The sequence below is a fragment of the Streptomyces sp. NPDC059787 genome (assembly GCF_042732315.1).
Taxonomy (GTDB): Bacteria; Actinomycetota; Actinomycetes; order Streptomycetales; family Streptomycetaceae; genus Streptomyces; species Streptomyces atrovirens.
Genome location: NZ_JBHWHX010000027.1, coordinates 45,362 through 60,459, shown reverse-complemented (window position 1 = coordinate 60,459; position 15,098 = coordinate 45,362). Strand labels below are relative to the sequence as shown.

The following is a 15,098-nucleotide window of genomic DNA, read 5'->3' as shown; positions in this document are numbered from 1 at the left end:
GGTTTGCCGTACGACACCGAGGGCGCCCGGGGTTTTCCGGGCGCCCTCGGTCTGTGCGGGGCGGGGGTGTTGCGCAGCCCGGCGTTCGCGGGGTGCCGCCGCGCCCACCCGTGCCGCCCTGCGGCACGATTGCCCGCGGATTACGGGGGCGGTGGCGCGGTTGGCCGCGGATTGCGGGGGCGGTGGCGCGGCTGTTCGCGGTTTGTGGGGGTGGGGGTGCGGTTGGCCGTGGTTTGCGGGGGTGGTGGTGCGGCTGTTCGCGGTTTGTGGGGGTGGGGGTGCGGTTGGCCGTGGTTTGTGGGTGGGTCAGGGTCTGGTGGTCAGGGACAGGGTTCTCTGGGCTGCTTTCACTACTGCTGTGTCGATGAAGGTGCCGTCGGGGAGGGCTTGGGCGCTCTGGTCGGAGGCTGCTGCCTTGAGGATGGTTTCCGCCTGTTCGATCTCCTCCTCCGTGGGGAGGTAGGCGCGCTCGATGACCGGCAGTTGGCGGGGGTGGATCGCGGCGCGGCCCAGGAAGCCCAGGGCGCGGCCGCGGGCGCAGGAGGCGGCCAGGCCGTTCAGGTCGCGGATGTCGGGGTGGACGGACTGGGTGGGCGGGGCGAGGCCCGCCGCACGCGCGGCGACGACCACCCGGGAACGGGACCAGTCGAGGCCCGCGTCGTCGCGTACGCCCAGGTCGGCCCGTAGGTCCGCCTCCCCGATGGCGATACCGCGCAGGGACGGGTGGGCGGTGGCCACGGCATGGGCGCGTTCGATGCCGAGGGCCGTCTCCAGGAGGGCGTACAGGGGCAGCGCGCCGCCGTGGGCGGACACGGTGCGCCGGGCGACGCGTACGACGTCGGCCGGGGACGACACCTTGGGCAGGCGCAGGCCGGACAGACCGGGGGCGTGCGCGACGGCCGCGAGGTCGGCGCGGGCCCAGGGGCCGGACAGGGCGTTGACGCGGACGTGGACCGGGACCGGCTGCGGGTCGCGCAGCAGCTCGGCGGTGGCGGAGCGGGCGTAGGCCTTGCGGTCGGGGGCGACCGCGTCCTCCAGGTCGACCACCACCACGTCGGCGCCGGAGGTGAGCGCCTTCGCCACCACGGGAGGGCGGTCACCGGGGGCGTACAGCCAGGTCAGCGGGAAGCCCGTCACAGGGCGCCCTCCGCGCGGAGCTCCGCGAGGTCGTCGGGCGTGAGACCCAGCTCGGTCAGGACCTCCTCGGTGTCCGCGCCGTGCGGGCGGCCCGCCCAGCGGATCGCGCCCGGGGTGCCGGAGAGCCGGAAGAGCACGTTCTGCATGCGCAGCGGGCCCAGCTCGGGGTCGTCGACCGTGGTGATCGTGTTCAGGGCCTGGTACTGCGGGTCCGTCATGACGTCCCGTACGTCCTGGACGGGGGCGATGGCCGCCTCCGCCTTCTCGAAGGCGGCCAGCACGTCGGTGCGGGTGTGCCGGGCGATCCAGCCGCCGACCGCCTCGTCCAGCACGTCCGCGTGCCGGGCCCGGTCCTCGCCGGTGGCGAACCAGGGTTCGTCGATCAGGTCGGGACGGCCCACCAGCACCATCACGCGCTCGGCGATCGACTGGGCCGAGGTGGAGACGGCGACCCAGGTGCCGTCGGCGGTGAGGTAGGTGCCGCGCGGGGCGTTGTTCTGGGAGCGGTTGCCGGTGCGGGGCTGGACGTGGCCGAGCTGGTCGTACCAGGTGGGCTGGGGGCCGAGCGCGGTCAGGATCGGCTCGATCAGCGCCATGTCGACGACCTGGCCCTCTCCCGTGCGGTCCCGGCCGGCGAGCGCGGTCATGACGGCGTACGCCGTGGTCAGGCCCGTGATGGAGTCCGCCAGGCCGAACGGGGGGAGGGTGGGCGGCGCGTCCGGTTCGCCGGTGATCGCGGCGAAGCCGCTCATCGCCTCGGCGAGGGTGCCGAAGCCGGGGCGGTGTGCGTACGGGCCGAACTGGCCGAAGCCGGTGACCCGGACCAGGATCAGCCGGGGGTTGACGGCGGACAGCTCGGGCCAGCCCAGGTCCCACTTCTCCAGGGTGCCGGGGCGGAAGTTCTCGATGATCACGTCGGCGGTCCCGGCGAGGCGCAGGAGGGTGGCCTGTCCGCCGGGTGTGGACAGGTCGAGGGTGATGGTGCGCTTGTTGCGGCCGAGCATCTTCCACCACAGGCCGACGCCGTCCTTCGACGGGCCGTGGCCGCGGGAGGGGTCCGGTTTCCTCGGATGCTCGACCTTGACGACCTCCGCGCCGAAGTCGCCGAGCAGGGTCGCGGCGAGGGGGCCGGCGAAGAGGGTGGCGAGGTCCAGGACGCGCAGGCCGGTCAGCGGGGGGCCGGTGGGGACGGGGGCGGGGTCGTCGTACGGCGTCATGGGCGGGTGGCCTCCAGATGGGTCAGACGGGCCAGGGTGTCGAAGCCGGTGCCGTGGAAGTCGCCGACGGAGGTGGCCAGGCGGTTCTTCAGCGGGGCCGTCCAGTGTTCGGGGAGGGCGCGGGGCGAACCGGCGAGAAGGGCGGCGACGCTGCCGGCCGTCGCGCCGTTGGAGTCGGTGTCCCAGCCGCCGGACACCGCGCGGCGGACGGAGCCGGTGAAGTCGCCGTCGGCGTGGGTGAGGGCGGCGGCGATCAGGGCGGTGTTGGGGACGGCGTGCACCCAGTGGTGGGTGGCGGCGTAGGTGGCGTGCAGGACGTCGACGACGGTGTCGAAGTCGGTGTGCTCGTGCGCCAGTCGAACGGCCTGGCGGACGGCTCGGGCGAGGCGGGAGCGGGGCGGGACGACGGTGAGGCCGGTGCGCAGACAGGCGTGGACGTCGTGGTCGCCGGTGGCGGCGGTGGCGATGACGGCCGCCGTGAACATCGCCGCGTAGACGCCGTTGGCGGTGTGGGTGAGGGTGGCGTCGCGGTGGGCCTGCTCGGCGGCGGCGGCCGGGTCGCCGGGGTTGGTCCAGCCGTGCACGTCGGCGCGGATCAGGGCGCCGATCCACTCGCGGAAGGGGTTGTGGCGGCGGGCGGTCAGTGGGGGTTCCAGGCCGCTGAGGAGGTTGCGGTAGGCGATGCGTTCGGCGGTGAAGGTGCGGCCGGCGGGGAGTTCGTCCAGCCAGACGCGGGCTACGTCGGTGGGGGTGAAGGCACGGGTGTGGCGTTGGAGGACGAGGAGGTTCAGGAGGGGGTAGTTGAGGTCGTCGTCCTCGGGCATGCCGTCGATGTTCTCGGCGAGGGAGGTTGTCGCGGAGCGGCGGTTCCAGGGGTACTGGGCGAGCAGTGGCTCCGGGACGCCGTGGGCGGTGAAGTACGTGGTGAGGGGCCAGTTGCCGGTGGACCGGGCCAGTTGACGGATGCCGGTCAGAGGGAGTTTCTCCACCGGTTTGCCCAGGAGGCAGCCGACTGCTCGGCCGAGCCAGGCGGCTTCCAGGGCGGCGGGGTGTGCTGCTCGGGGGGTTGTTGCGCGGCCCGGCGCTTGCGGGGTGCCTCCCTCACTCTCGGCTTCGCTCGAGCGGGAGGTACCCCCATCGCCCACCCTCCCCCACTCCCGGCTTCGCTCGAGCGGGGGGACCTCCATCGCCCCAGCGGCACGATTGCCCGCAGACCACGCGGGCCAGTTCGGGCACAGGGACTTGATTCTGGGCAGGTCGGTCGGTTCGTCGTCCGCGAGGGCGCTCGGGAGGTCGGCGAGTTCGTCCAGGAGGTCGGTGGCCAGGAGGCGGAGGTAGGGGGAGGCCGGTTCGGGGGACGCGCCCGCGTGGGTCGGGGCTTCGGGGCCGCCTGCCGCTTGCCAGCGGGCGGCCACGGCGGAGGGTTCCCGGCCGTCCTGGGACGCCTGGCGCAGTTCGTGGCCGATCAGGTCCTCCGGTTGGACCCAGGTCAGTCGGAGCATCCGGGGCCTCCCAGGTCCGCGAACGCCCGCTCGTGGGCGCGGCGGCGCTGTACGTCGCGTACGAAGATCTCGCGCGTCACGGCGGTGAGGGCGGCCGCCGGCTCCCACAGGTCGAGGCGGCTGGCCTCCGCCACGGTCTTGGCCCAGCCCTCGGGGACCGGTGAGCCGAGCGCGCCGGCCACCGCGCCGGCCATCGTGGCGATGGAGTCGCAGTCGCGGCCGTAGTTCACCGCGCCCAGGACCGCGTGGTGGAAGTCGCCGCCGGCCACCACCAGCATGCCCAGCGCCACCGGGAGTTCCTCGATGGCGTGCAGCCGGGACGGGCGGCGGGCGCCCAGGGAGGGGGAACGGTAGTCGGGGCCGACCGTGTCGTACGGCGTCACCGCCTCCCGCAGCGGACCCAGCGCCGACTCGAAGTCCGTGTGGCGCGAGGCGACGTCGCAGACCTTCTCGACCGCCTCCCGGGTGCCGTCCTTCGCCAAGGCCAGACACGCGGCGACCACCGAGTCCGCCGTCGCACCCGGCGCGCACGCCGCCGCCACGGCCGCCGCGAAGACACCGGCCGCCTCCCTGCCGTACGACGACTGGTGCGCGCCCGCGACATCCAGCGCCTCGGCGTAGGCGGCGGCCGGATGGGCGGCGTTGACCAGGCCGACCGGGGCCATGTACATCGCGGCACCGCAGTTGACGATGTTGCCGGTGCCGGCCTCGCGCGGGTCGACGTGACCGTAGTGCAGGCGGGCCACGAGCCACTTCTCGGCGAGGAAGATCCGCTGCAGCGGGAGCGCCTCCGCCTCCAGCTCCGGGATCCAGCGCGGGTTCGTCATCAGGTCCGGGACCAGGTGGTCGGCGACGGCGTAGGCGTCCAGGTGGTCGCGGACCGTCGCGTACACCCGGATCAGTGCGTGCGTCATCAGGGTGTCGTCGGTGACGTGGCCGTCGCCCTTGTGGTACGGCGCGATGGGGCGGGCGGTGCGCCACGCGTCGCCGTTCCACGGGCCGACGACGCCGTGCACGCGCCCGCCGTGGCGCTCGACGATCTGCTCGGGGGAGTACCCCTCGACCGGCCCGCCGAGGGCGTCGCCGACGGCCGCCCCGACGAGGGCGCCGGTGATCCGCTCGTCCAGGGGCAGGCCCTGGTCACTCTTTTCCGCCTCTTCGCGCGTCATGCCCGAATCATCCCCCTGTCGGGGCCGGTTGTGCGGCTTCCAGGAGTCCGGCGAGTTCCATCAGGTCCGTGCCGGTGAGCCGGGGGAGTGCGCAGCCGGAGAGGGTGCGGCAGCTCTCCCGCCACGTCTCCGGGATCGCGGCCCCGCCGCCCAGCGCGCCGGTGAGGGCGCCGACGAGCGCCGGGGCGGAGTCCGCGACCCGGGACAGACAGGCCGCCGCGGGGACCGCCTCCGCGATCCGGCCGTGGGCGGCGGTGGTGAGGGCGAGGGCGACGGGGACGGTCTCGGCGGCGGCGACGCCGTAGCTGTAGACGTGGTCGACGATCTGGTGCTCCAGCGGCGGTACGAGGGCGAAGGCGCTGTCGGCGTCCACCGCGAGCTTCAGGGCGTGCCGGGCGTTGCGGCCGATCTCCGTGTCCTCGGGCAGCTCGGCGCAGGCCGCCGCCACACAGGCGCGCGGGTCCGCGCCGGTCAGCGCGAGGGAGACGGCGGCGGCCATGGCGCGGGCGCCGTGCACGCCGTCGCCGTCCTGGGTGTAGCGGGCGTCGAACTCCGCGAGGTCGGCGGCGGCCCGTGGGTCGCCGGGGTGCGCCACGGCCAGCACGCAGGCGCGTACGCAGGCGGCGTCGTCGAAGTAGTGGGGGTTGTCGTGGCCGGTGGCGGGCGGGCGCAGGCCGGTGGCGAGGTTGCCGAGGCCGGCGCGGACGGAGATGCGGGCCCGCAGGGGGAGTACGGCGGACTCCGTCTCGGGGGCGCGGTCCGCCGCCGCGGCGATCTCGCCGGCGACGGTGTTCCAGGTCAGGTCGATCGCCGCGCGGGTGCGGCGTTCTCGGCTCAGGTCGCCGAAGGCGGTGTCGTCTCCGGCGCGGAGGACGGCCTCCGCGGCGAAGGCCGCCCATTCGGCGTCGTCGGAGGGGCCCAGGCGCAGGGGTTCGGAGGGCTGGTTGAGGGCGATGGGGACGGGGAGGGTGGTCGTGGCGTTCTGTTCGGCGAAGGTGTCGAGCTCGCGGGTGAGGCGGCGTGTCCACTCGGGCATCCTTGCCGCTCGGTGGCGGGCGGCGGGCCAGCCGGCGGCGTCGCCTGCGGCGAGGCCGAGGAGGAGGCCCTCGATTCTCGCCTGCGGCGCGGTTTCAACGGCCTCGGCTTCGCTCCTTGCCTGTGCCTGTGCCTGTGCCTGTGCCTGTGCCTGCGGCGGCTGGGTGGGGCTTTCGGCCTCGGCTTCGCCTTCGGCCCGGGTGTTCCCACCCGCACCACCCGTGCGGCGTTCGTCGTCGGGTGCGGGTGGCCCCTGTGGGGCGTTCTCGGCGTCGGCGGCTGCGGGTGGGTTGTGTGGGGTGGTCCCTGTGGTGGCTGTGGGGTCTGTGTCGGTGAGGGGGATCATGTGGGCGCCTCCGTCTTGTCGGCCGGTGCCAGGACCGAGGCGTCGGGTGCCTCCGGCGTCAGCAGGTCCGCGATGTCCAGGACGTGGTGGCCCGCCATGGTCGGGAGGCAGGTGCCGCGGGCCGGGGTGATGGCGGACGACCAGGCCGGCGGGATCGCCGCGGCGCCCCGGGTCGCGCCCGCCAGGGCGCCGGCCACCGCCGCCGTGGTGTCCGCGTCGCGGCCCATGTTGACGGCCGTCAGCACCGCCTGTTCGAAGTCGCCGTCGGCCGCCGCGTACGCGCCGAAGGCGAGGGCGACCGCCTCGGGGGCCAGGTCCGTCCACGGGTAGCCGCCGATCACCACCGCCGCGCGGACCGCGCGTTCTCCCAGGTGGGCCGCGGTGACGGCGCGGCGCAGTGAGCGGGCGGTCCAGGAGTCGTCCGGGACCACCGCCAGGGCCGAGGCCACGACCGCGACCACCGGCGCCCCGGCCATCGCCGCCGCGACGCCCGCCGCGACCGCCTGGCCGCCGTAGATGCCCTCGCCGTCGTGGCTGACCGAACCGTCGATCGCCGCCAGCCGGGCCGCCTCGTCGGGGCGGCCGGCCGCGAACACCCCGTGGGGCGCCGCCCGCATCGCCAGCCCGTCGCTCCAGGCGTGCCGGTGCTGGGCGGAGATCGGCGCCGCCAGTCCCCGGCGCAGGTTCTCCAGCGTGCCGCGCTCGCTGAAGCCGGCGCCCCGGAAAGGGCCCTCCGCGCGGTCCGCGATCCACTCGTGCCAGGCCGTCTCGACATGCGCCGGGGTGAGCGCGGAGCCGTGCCGGGCCAGCAGCAGGCCGGAGAAGATCGCGTACTCGGTGTCGTCCGTGCCCGCCGGGTGCTCCGTCACGTATCCCGTGATGCGGCCCCACCGCGCGCGGATCTCGGAGGGCTTCATGTTCTCGGCCGGGGCGCCCAGCGCGTCACCGACGGCCAGACCGAGCAGCGCGCCGCGCGCCCGCTCGCGGCGCCCGAGGACGTCCCCGGGCACCGGGCCAGCCGGAACAGCCAGCACAGCCCGGCTGGTCGGCGCAGCCGGGACAGCCGGGCCGGTCGGCACAGCCGGGACAGCCGGGCCGGTCGGCACAGCAGGCACAGCCGGGCCAGCCGGCGCAACCGGGACAGTCGGCGCAACCGGGCCAGCCGGCGCAACCGGGACAGAGGGGATGCGGGCGGTCGATGCCATACGCGGCTCTCCTCTCAGGTGCGCCCCGAGAGGCGCGGAGCCCTTTGCGCATCTGTCCCCTGCTCGGTGCCCGGCGCAGCCTCACAGCCCTCAGCGTCACCCGGTCGACATCTGCGCACCCATCTACACAAACGAGCGAAGCCCGCAAAACCGCAGGTTAGCCCAGCCTTTCCTTGCTGGCGGGAGGGAATGAGGAGGCGTATTTTGGGTGTTGTCGAAGAGTAGAACTTGTCCAAAGAAGAGCTGTGGGGGACACCGGCATGGCCATCATCGAGACCGAGGCGACGCTGCACGAGGCGCACCGCGACAACCACACGCACCGGGACGTGAACGGCGGCTGGCTGCGCCCCGCGGTCTTCGGCGCGATGGACGGACTGGTCTCCAACCTCGCCCTGATGACCGGTGTCGCCGGAGGGGCAGTCAGTCAGCAGACCGTCGTGCTCACCGGCCTCGCCGGTCTGGCCGCCGGTGCCTTCTCCATGGCGGCCGGCGAGTACACCTCCGTCGCCTCCCAGCGCGAGCTGGTCGAGGCCGAGCTCGACGTCGAGCGGCGTGAGCTGCGCAAGCACCCCAAGGACGAGGAGGCCGAGCTCGCCGCGCTCTACGAGTCCCGCGGTGTCGAGCCCGAGCTGGCCCGTGAGGTCGCCCGGCAGCTCTCCCGGGACCCCGAGCAGGCGCTGGAGATCCACGCCCGCGAGGAACTCGGCATCGACCCCTCCGACCTGCCCTCGCCCACCGTCGCCGCCGTGTCCAGCTTCGGCTCCTTCGCGCTGGGCGCCCTGCTGCCCGTACTGCCGTATCTGCTCGGCGCGAGCAGTCTGTGGCCCGCCGTGCTGCTGGCGCTGCTCGGGCTCTTCCTGTGCGGTGCGGTGGTGGCCAAGGTGACGGCGCGGACCTGGTGGTACAGCGGTCTGCGGCAGCTCGCCCTCGGTGGCGCGGCGGCCGGTGTGACGTACGTCCTGGGCACACTGTTCGGAACGGCCGTAGGATAGTGCGACTCGCACTTATGCGTTGGGCCGCATAAGTAGTCGTAAATTGCTGGTTTCGGCCGCATGGCCACTGGGCATGAGCCGTAAGCGCTGTGGGCAAAGAGGCCGACGGCGTGCCCCGCGGGTCGGGCGAAGGAGCCCTTTCCCGCCATCGGGCCGCGATGGACACCGATCTGTCCGACCGGCCCCCATAGCTTCCACCGCCAGGCGCGGAACCTCGCCGCGACCCATGTGGTGTCCGCATGTTGGAATGGATTATCCCGGTTTCCGAGAACCGCTCCATCATGTAACCTGCACGAAATTTTGCACCACGCAGAGGGCCAACGTCGTCCCTCGGCACCTTGCACATGCCACATGACGACGACGGGAGAGCCGATGCGTACGCCGCGCCAGCCGTCCCAGCATTCTACGAGCGACCGCCTGAACTGGTCTTTCATGGATGCTCGCCCTGCTGCGCAGGGTATGTACGACCCCCGCAACGAGCACGACGCCTGCGGCGTCGGCTTCGTCGCAACCCTCACCGGCGAGGCGTCCCACACCCTGGTGGATCAGGCCCTCACGGTCCTGCGCAACCTCGAACACCGCGGTGCCACCGGTTCTGAGCCGGACTCCGGCGACGGCGCCGGAATCCTCTCCCAGGTCCCGGACACCTTCTTCCGCGAGGTGGCCGGATTCGAGCTGCCCGAGGCCGGCGGTTACGCGGTCGGCATCGCCTTCCTGCCGGAGGACGGCGCCGACGCCGCCGTCGCCCGCATCGAGGAGATCGCCGCCGCCGAGGACCTGACCGTCCTCGGCTGGCGCGAGGTGCCGGTCGCGCCCGAACTGCTCGGCGCCACCGCCCGCTCGACGATGCCGGTCTTCCGGCAGATCTTCGTCACCGCCGGTGAGCTCAAGGGCCTCGACCTCGACCGCAAGGCGTTCGTGCTGCGCAAGCGCGCCGAGCGCGAGGTCGGCGTCTACTTCCCGTCGCTGTCCGCGCGGACCATCGTCTACAAGGGCATGCTGACCACCGGCCAGCTCGAGCCCTTCTTCCCGGACCTGTCCGACCGCCGCTTCGGCTCCGCGATCGCGCTGGTGCACTCCCGGTTCTCCACGAACACCTTCCCGTCGTGGCCGCTCGCGCACCCGTACCGCTTCGTCGCGCACAACGGTGAGATCAACACCGTCAAGGGCAACCGCAACTGGATGCGCGCCCGCGAGTCCCAGCTCGTCTCCGACTTGTTCGGTGCCGAGGACAAGAACCTCGAGCGGATCTTCCCGGTCTGTACGCCCGACGCCTCGGACTCCGCCTCCTTCGACGAGGTCCTCGAACTGCTGCACCTGGGCGGGCGTTCGCTGCCGCACTCCGTGCTGATGATGATCCCGGAGGCGTGGGAGAACCACGACTCCATGGACCCGGCCCGGCGCGCCTTCTACCAGTACCACTCCACGATGATGGAGCCCTGGGACGGCCCCGCCTGCGTCACCTTCACCGACGGCACCCAGGTCGGCGCCGTGCTCGACCGCAACGGTCTGCGCCCCGGCCGCTACTGGGTCACCGACGACGGCCTCGTCGTCCTCGGCTCCGAGGTCGGCGTCCTCGACATCGACCCGGCGAAGGTCGTCCGCAAGGGCCGTCTGCAGCCCGGCCGGATGTTCCTGGTGGACACCGTCGAGCACCGCATCATCGAGGACGACGAGATCAAGGACGGGCTCGCCGCCGAGCACCCCTACGGGGAGTGGCTGGAAGCCGGCGAGATCGAGCTGCCCGACCTGCCCGAGCGCGAGCACATCGTGCACACCCACGCCTCGGTCACCCGCCGTCAGCAGACCTTCGGCTACACCGAGGAGGAACTGCGGGTCCTGATCGCGCCGATGGCCAAGGCCGGCGCCGAGCCGATCGGCTCGATGGGCACCGACTCGCCGATCGCCGCGCTGAGCGAGCGCCCGCGCCTGCTCTTCGACTACTTCACCCAGCTCTTCGCGCAGGTCACCAACCCGCCGCTGGACGCGATCCGCGAGGAACTGGTCACCTCCCTGCGCTCCCCGCTGGGCCCGTCGGGCAACCTGCTGGAGCCCACCGCGGCCTCCTGCCGCAGCGTCGTCCTGCCCTTCCCGGTGATCGACAACGACGAGCTGGCCAAGCTCATCCACATCAACGCCGACGGCGACATGCCCGGCTTCAAGGCCGCGACCCTCTCCGGCCTGTACCGGGTGTCCGGCGGCGGTGACGCGCTCGCCGAACGCATCGAGGACATCTGCGCCGAGGCCGACGCCGCCATAGAGAACGGCGCCCGGCTGATCGTCCTGTCCGACCGGCACTCCGACGCCGAGCACGCGCCGATCCCGTCGCTGCTGCTCACCGCGGCCGTCCACCACCACCTCATCCGCACCAAGCAGCGCACCCAGGTGGGTCTGCTGGTCGAGGCCGGTGACGTCCGCGAGGTCCACCACGTCGCCCTGCTCATCGGCTACGGCGCCGCCGCCGTCAACCCGTACCTGGCGATGGAGTCCGTCGAGGACCTGGTCCGCGCGGGCACCTTCCTGCCGGGCATCGAGGCCGAGAAGGCGATCCGCAACCTGATCTACGCCCTCGGCAAGGGCGTCCTGAAGGTCATGTCCAAGATGGGCATCTCCACGGTCGCCTCCTACCGCGGCGCCCAGGTCTTCGAGGCCGTCGGCCTGGAGGACGCCTTCGTCGAGAAGTACTTCAACGGCACCGCCACCAAGATCGGCGGCGTCGGCATCGACGTCGTCGCCAAGGAGGTCGCCGCCCGCCACGCCAAGGCCTACCCCGCCTCCGGCATCGCTCCCGCGCACCGCGCGCTGGAGATCGGCGGCGAGTACCAGTGGCGCCGCGAGGGCGAGCCGCACCTGTTCGACCCGGAGACGGTCTTCCGCCTCCAGCACTCCACGCGCTCCGGCCGCTACGACATCTTCAAGAAGTACACCGAGCGGGTGAACGAGCAGTCCGAGCGACTGATGACGCTCCGCGGCCTGTTCGGCTTCACCTCCGGCCGGCAGCCGATCCCGATCGACGAGGTCGAGCCGGTCTCCGAGATCGTCAAGCGGTTCTCCACCGGCGCCATGTCGTACGGCTCCATCTCCCGCGAGGCGCACGAGACGCTCGCCATCGCCATGAACCAGCTGGGCGGCAAGTCCAACACCGGTGAGGGCGGCGAGGACCCGGAGCGGCTGTACGACCCGGCCCGCCGGTCGTCCATCAAGCAGGTCGCCTCCGGCCGCTTCGGTGTGACCTCCGAGTACCTGGTCAACTCCGACGACATCCAGATCAAGATGGCCCAGGGCGCCAAGCCCGGCGAGGGCGGCCAGCTGCCCGGCCACAAGGTCTACCCGTGGGTCGCGAAGACCCGGCACTCGACGCCGGGCGTGGGGCTCATCTCCCCGCCGCCGCACCACGACATCTACTCCATCGAGGACCTCGCCCAGCTCATCCACGACCTGAAGAACGCCAACCCCCAGGCGCGCATTCACGTCAAGCTGGTCTCCGAGGTCGGCGTCGGCACCGTCGCCGCGGGTGTCTCCAAGGCGCACGCGGACGTCGTCCTGATCTCCGGTCACGACGGCGGCACCGGTGCCTCCCCGCTGACGTCGCTGAAGCACGCCGGCGGTCCCTGGGAGCTCGGCCTCGCCGAGACCCAGCAGACCCTGCTGCTCAACGGCCTGCGCGACCGCATCGTCGTGCAGACCGACGGCCAGCTGAAGACCGGCCGTGACGTGGTCATCGCCGCGCTGCTCGGCGCCGAGGAGTTCGGCTTCGCCACCGCCCCCCTCGTCGTCTCCGGCTGCGTGATGATGCGCGTCTGCCACCTGGACACCTGCCCGGTCGGCATCGCCACCCAGAACCCCGTCCTGCGGGACCGGTTCTCCGGCAAGGCCGAGTACGTCGTGAACTTCTTCCAGTTCATCGCCGAGGAGGTCCGCGAGCTCCTCGCCGAGCTGGGCTTCCGCTCCATCGAGGAGGCCGTCGGCCACGCCGAGATCCTCGACGTGACCCGCGCGGTGAACCACTGGAAGGCGCAGGGCCTGGAGCTGGCCCCGCTGTTCCACGTGCCCGAGCTGCCCGAGGGCGCCGTCCGCCACCAGGTCGTCGCCCAGGACCACGGTCTGGAGAAGGCGCTCGACAACGAGCTGATCAAGCTCGCCGCCGACGCGCTCGCCGCGTCCGGCGCCGAGGACGCCCAGCCGGTGCGCGCCCAGGTCGCCATCCGCAACATCAACCGCACGGTCGGCACCATGCTCGGCCACGAGGTGACGAAGAAGTTCGGCGGTGCGGGTCTGCCCGACGACACCATCGACATCACCTTCACCGGCTCCGCGGGCCAGTCCTTCGGCGCCTTCGTCCCGCGCGGTGTCACGCTGCGCCTGGAGGGCGACGCCAACGACTACGTCGGCAAGGGCCTGTCCGGCGGCCGGATCGTGGTCCGCCCGGACCGCGCGGCCGACCACCTCGCCGAGTACTCGACCATCGCGGGCAACACGATCGCGTACGGCGCGACCGGCGGCGAGCTGTTCCTGCGCGGCCGGACCGGCGAGCGGTTCTGCGTCCGCAACTCCGGCGCGACGGTCGTCTCCGAGGGCGTGGGCGACCACGGCTGCGAGTACATGACCGGCGGTCACGCGGTCGTCCTCGGCGAGACGGGGCGCAACTTCGCGGCCGGCATGTCCGGCGGCATCGCCTACGTCATCGACCTCGACCGGAACAACGTCAACGCCGGCAACCTGGACGCCGTGGGCGCCCTGGACGACACCGACAAGCAGTGGCTGCACGACGTGGTCCGCCGCCACCAGGAGGAGACGGGCTCCACCGTCGCCGAGAAGCTGCTCGCCGAGTGGGACACCGCCGTGCAGCGCTTCAGCAAGATCATCCCCAGCACGTACAAGGCAGTGCTCGCCGCCAAGGACGCCGCCGAGCGAGCAGGTCTCTCCGAGACCGAGATCACCGAGAAGATGATGGAGGCGGCGATCAATGGCTGACCCGAAGGGCTTTCTGAACCACGGCCGCGAGGTCGCCAGGTCCCGTCCGGTCGAGGAGCGCAGGAAGGACTGGAACGAGGTCTACGTTCCCGGCTCCCTGCTGCCGATCATCAGCAAGCAGGCCAGCCGGTGCATGGACTGCGGCATCCCGTTCTGCCACAACGGCTGTCCGCTGGGGAACCTCATCCCCGAGTGGAACGACTACGCCTACCGCGAGGACTGGGGCGCCGCCTCCGAGCGGCTGCACGCCACCAACAACTTCCCGGAGTTCACCGGCCGTCTGTGCCCCGCTCCGTGCGAGTCGGCGTGCGTGCTCGGCATCAACCAGCCGCCGGTCACCATCAAGAACGTCGAGGTCTCGATCATCGACAAGGCGTGGGAGACCGGTGACGTCGCCCCGCAGGTCCCCGAGCGCCTCTCCGGCAAGACCGTCGCGGTCGTCGGTTCGGGCCCCGCGGGCCTGGCCGCCGCCCAGCAGCTCACCCGGGCCGGCCACACGGTCGCGGTGTACGAGCGCGCCGACCGCATCGGCGGCCTGCTGCGCTACGGCATCCCCGAGTTCAAGATGGAGAAGCGGCACATCAACCGCCGTATCGAGCAGATGCGCGCGGAGGGCACCAAGTTCCGTACGGGCGTGGAGATCGGCCGTGACATGCCGGCCACCGCGCTGCGCAAGCGGTACGACGCCGTGGTCCTCGCCGTCGGCGCGACGACCGCGCGCGACCTGCCGGTGCCGGGCCGCGAGCTCAAGGGCATCCACCAGGCCATGGAGTACCTGCCGCTGGCCAACAAGGTGCAGGAGGGCGACTACGTCGCCCCGCCGATCTCGGCCGAGGGCAAGCACGTCGTGGTGATCGGCGGCGGTGACACCGGCGCCGACTGCGTGGGTACCGCCCACCGCCAGGGCGCGGCCTCCGTCACCCAGCTGGAGATCATGCCCCGCCCGAACGAGGAGCGGAACCCGGTCTCCCAGCCGTGGCCGACCTTCCCCATGCTCTACAAGGTCACGTCCGCGCACGAGGAGGGCGGTGAGCGGATCTACTCCGTCTCCACCACCCACTTCGAGGGCGACGAGGACGGCAACGTCCAGTGGCTGCACATGAGCGAGGTCGAGTTCGTCGACGGCAAGCTCACCTCGAAGCCGGGCACCGAGCGCAAGATCCCGGCCCAGCTCGTCACCCTCGCCATGGGCTTCACCGGCACCGACCGGGACAACGGCCTGGTCGAGCAGTTCGGCCTGGACCTCGACGAACGCGGTAACATCGCCCGCGACGCCGACTTCCAGACCAACGTGCCCGGTGTGTTCGTCGCCGGTGACGCCGGCCGCGGCCAGTCGCTCATCGTGTGGGCGATCGCGGAGGGCCGCTCGGCCGCCCGCGGCTGCGACCGCTTCCTCACCGGGGCGAGCGAGCTGCCGGCCCCGATCCGCCCGACGGACCGCTCGCTGATGGTCTGACGAGCGGTGCACAAGGTGACCTGACGGTCCCTCGCACACGTCCCGTACAACGGCGTACGGAACAC

Annotated in this window: 9 protein-coding genes; 3 read left to right on the top strand and 6 right to left on the bottom strand. The window is 72.4% G+C overall.

Going from position 1 to position 15,098, the window contains the following annotated elements:
- Positions 1-306: 306 nt before the first annotated feature.
- Genes ACFV5H_RS24340 through ACFV5H_RS24315 form a run of 6 tightly spaced genes read right to left on the bottom strand, consistent with a single transcriptional unit; the run spans position 307 to position 7,416 of the window.
- A complete protein-coding gene (locus ACFV5H_RS24340) occupies positions 307-1,137 on the bottom strand; it encodes an HpcH/HpaI aldolase/citrate lyase family protein (protein ID WP_385056890.1) in 831 nt (276 codons plus the stop codon).
- Positions 1,134-2,354 carry a CaiB/BaiF CoA transferase family protein gene (locus ACFV5H_RS24335; protein WP_385056888.1) on the bottom strand — a complete coding sequence of 407 codons (1,221 nt, stop codon included), beginning with the start codon at positions 2,352-2,354 and terminating at the stop codon, positions 1,134-1,136. The genes ACFV5H_RS24340 and ACFV5H_RS24335 overlap by 4 nt, the downstream gene beginning before the upstream one ends.
- On the bottom strand, positions 2,351-3,856 hold the full coding sequence (locus ACFV5H_RS24330; RefSeq protein WP_385197279.1) for an ADP-ribosylglycohydrolase family protein: 1,506 nt from the start codon (positions 3,854-3,856) through the stop codon (positions 2,351-2,353). The genes ACFV5H_RS24335 and ACFV5H_RS24330 overlap by 4 nt, the downstream gene beginning before the upstream one ends.
- Positions 3,844-5,025 (bottom strand): ADP-ribosylglycohydrolase family protein, encoded by a 1,182-nt coding sequence (locus ACFV5H_RS24325; protein WP_385197277.1) that lies wholly within the window; start codon positions 5,023-5,025, stop codon positions 3,844-3,846. Before ACFV5H_RS24325 ends, ACFV5H_RS24330 begins: the two co-directional genes overlap by 13 nt.
- Before the next feature lie 7 nt (positions 5,026-5,032).
- Positions 5,033-6,406 carry an ADP-ribosylglycohydrolase family protein gene (locus ACFV5H_RS24320; RefSeq protein WP_385197276.1) on the bottom strand — a complete coding sequence of 458 codons (1,374 nt, stop codon included), beginning with the start codon at positions 6,404-6,406 and terminating at the stop codon, positions 5,033-5,035.
- Positions 6,403-7,416, bottom strand: a complete 1,014-nt coding sequence (locus tag ACFV5H_RS24315; protein ID WP_385197275.1) for an ADP-ribosylglycohydrolase family protein — start codon at positions 7,414-7,416, stop codon at positions 6,403-6,405. The genes ACFV5H_RS24320 and ACFV5H_RS24315 overlap by 4 nt, the downstream gene beginning before the upstream one ends.
- Positions 7,417-7,871: 455 nt before the next feature.
- Here ACFV5H_RS24315 and ACFV5H_RS24310 point away from each other — a divergent pair, with 455 nt between their 5' ends.
- The 3 genes from ACFV5H_RS24310 to ACFV5H_RS24300 all read left to right on the top strand — a co-directional run bounded on the left by ACFV5H_RS24310 (position 7,872) and on the right by ACFV5H_RS24300 (position 15,033).
- Entirely contained in the window at positions 7,872-8,603 is a 732-nt protein-coding gene (locus ACFV5H_RS24310) for a VIT1/CCC1 transporter family protein (protein WP_385056872.1), read from the top strand.
- 372 nt (positions 8,604-8,975) lie between these two features.
- The gene (gltB, locus tag ACFV5H_RS24305) at positions 8,976-13,577 is read left to right on the top strand and encodes a glutamate synthase large subunit (RefSeq protein WP_385197296.1); all 4,602 of its coding nucleotides are present in this window, start codon (positions 8,976-8,978) and stop codon (positions 13,575-13,577) included.
- Complete coding sequence (locus tag ACFV5H_RS24300) at positions 13,570-15,033, top strand: glutamate synthase subunit beta (RefSeq protein WP_385056869.1); 1,464 nt, start codon at positions 13,570-13,572, stop codon at positions 15,031-15,033. The genes gltB and ACFV5H_RS24300 overlap by 8 nt, the downstream gene beginning before the upstream one ends.
- The last annotated feature ends 65 nt before the right edge of the window (positions 15,034-15,098 follow it).

Excerpts from the sequence above, each read along its gene's own strand:
- ACFV5H_RS24320 (WP_385197276.1), bottom strand. The coding sequence starts at position 6,406 with ATGATCCCCCTCACCGACACAGACCCCACAGCCACCACAGGGACCACC.
- ACFV5H_RS24335 (WP_385056888.1), bottom strand. The coding sequence starts at position 2,354 with ATGACGCCGTACGACGACCCCGCCCCCGTCCCCACCGGCCCCCCGCTG.
- ACFV5H_RS24300 (WP_385056869.1), top strand. The coding sequence starts at position 13,570 with ATGGCTGACCCGAAGGGCTTTCTGAACCACGGCCGCGAGGTCGCCAGG.
- gltB (WP_385197296.1), top strand. The coding sequence starts at position 8,976 with ATGCGTACGCCGCGCCAGCCGTCCCAGCATTCTACGAGCGACCGCCTG.
- ACFV5H_RS24325 (WP_385197277.1), bottom strand. The coding sequence starts at position 5,025 with ATGACGCGCGAAGAGGCGGAAAAGAGTGACCAGGGCCTGCCCCTGGAC.
- ACFV5H_RS24330 (WP_385197279.1), bottom strand. The coding sequence starts at position 3,856 with ATGCTCCGACTGACCTGGGTCCAACCGGAGGACCTGATCGGCCACGAA.
- ACFV5H_RS24310 (WP_385056872.1), top strand. The coding sequence starts at position 7,872 with ATGGCCATCATCGAGACCGAGGCGACGCTGCACGAGGCGCACCGCGAC.